At 73.4% G+C, this 819-nt stretch carries 1 protein-coding gene; it reads left to right on the top strand.

All coding sequences use genetic code 11. The annotated features are described in order from the left end of the window. Positions 1–37: 37 nt before the first annotated feature. Positions 38–819, top strand: a 782-nt coding sequence (locus G3N64_RS39190) for a carbohydate-binding domain-containing protein (RefSeq protein ID WP_241021448.1), incomplete at its 3' end; no start/stop codon positions are given.

The following is an 819-nucleotide window of genomic DNA, read 5'->3' as shown; positions in this document are numbered from 1 at the left end:
GTGACGCCGCTGCGCCCCTTTTTTCTCAGGAGTCCGCATGAACCGAACCTTGCCTACCCTGTTTGCCGGCCTGCTGGTCGCGGCACTGTCGCCGGTCGCGCTCGGCGCGCTGCCAGCGTCGAGCGCGGCGGTCGCGACGGCCGGCGCCGTCCGTCCACCCGTGCCGCCGGCCGATCTCGCGGCGCGGTTGTCGAACGGCCTCGCGTTGCGCGTCGCCGTCGACAACAATCATGCCGCCGCGGCCGGCGTGCCGTGCGCCGATCTCGGCGCCGACGGCGCGGCCTGCGCGACCGGCCGCCTGATCCTGCAGAACCGCGGCCACCAGGCGATCGCCGACGGCGGCTGGAAGCTCTACCTGCACAGCATCCGCCGCCTGCTGCGGATCGACCGCCCCGGCTTCGCGCTGCGGCGGCTCACCGGCGACCTGTACGAACTGACGCCGCAACCGGGCTCGGTGCGGCTGGCGCCGGGCGAGCGCGTCGAGCTGCCGTTCGTCGCCGAATACTGGCTGCTGAGGTACAGCGACGTGATCCCGCGCCCGTACGTGGTCGTCGACGGCGCGCCGCCCGCCGTGCTCCGCTACAACGACACCGACGACGAGCTCCGCTACGTCGAATCGCTGCCGGCCGACGCGCAGAACAACTCGACCGGCAATGCGCCGCCCGTGGCCGCACGGCCCGACGCGAGCCGCGCGCTGCCGAGCGTGAAGCGCGAGCAGCCGCGCCCGCGACAGCTCCGCGGCAACCACAGCGTATCGTGCGTGTACCCGCACGTCTACCAGCACGCCTCGCCCGTGCACAGCTCTCAGCGCGACGCGCA

The sequence above is a fragment of the Burkholderia sp. Ac-20344 genome, from assembly GCF_017104975.1.
Lineage (GTDB): Bacteria > Pseudomonadota > Gammaproteobacteria > Burkholderiales > Burkholderiaceae > Burkholderia.
The sequence above is the reverse complement of the archived record's forward strand: the minus strand, read 5'-3'. Positions and strand labels throughout refer to the sequence as shown.